Source organism: Pseudomonas sp. IPO3778 (assembly GCF_013386825.1).
In the GTDB taxonomy this organism is placed as follows: Bacteria; Pseudomonadota; Gammaproteobacteria; order Pseudomonadales; family Pseudomonadaceae; genus Aquipseudomonas.
The window spans coordinates 1-433 of sequence record NZ_JACARC010000148.1; the positions used below are offsets into that span (position 1 = coordinate 1).

The following is a 433-nucleotide window of genomic DNA, read 5'->3' on the forward strand; positions in this document are numbered from 1 at the left end:
TGCCTAAGATAAGCAATAACTCCCCAAAATGCCGCCTCTAGCGCGGCGCACAAAAAAAGGAGACTGTTCGATGACCGTTCCTGCCGCCCCTGCCCACCCGCAGCTGCCACAATCGCTGCTGGATGAACTGAGCCAGCTGCTCGGCAACCGGTTTTCCACTTCGGCCAGTGTGCGCGAACACCATGGCAGTGATATTTCCGCCCTCGACCCCATGCCGCCGGATGGCGTGGCCTACGCCAACAGCCTGGACGATATCGTCGCCATCAGCACCGCCTGTTATCGCCACGACGTGCCGATGATTGCCTACGGCAGCGGCACATCCCTGGAAGGCTGGCTGCAAGCGTCCCACGGTGGCATCAGCATTGACGTGTCGGGCATGGACCAGATCGTGCAGATCCGCGTCGACGACATGGACGTCACCGTGCAACCCGGC

The 433-nt window shown here is 61.4% G+C and carries 1 protein-coding gene; it reads left to right on the forward strand.

The genetic code is table 11. From position 1 onward, the window contains the following. Window positions 1–70: 70 nt before the first annotated feature. On the forward strand, window positions 71–433 hold a 363-nt coding region (locus tag HX855_RS32965), incomplete at its 3' end, for an FAD-binding oxidoreductase (protein ID WP_178948086.1).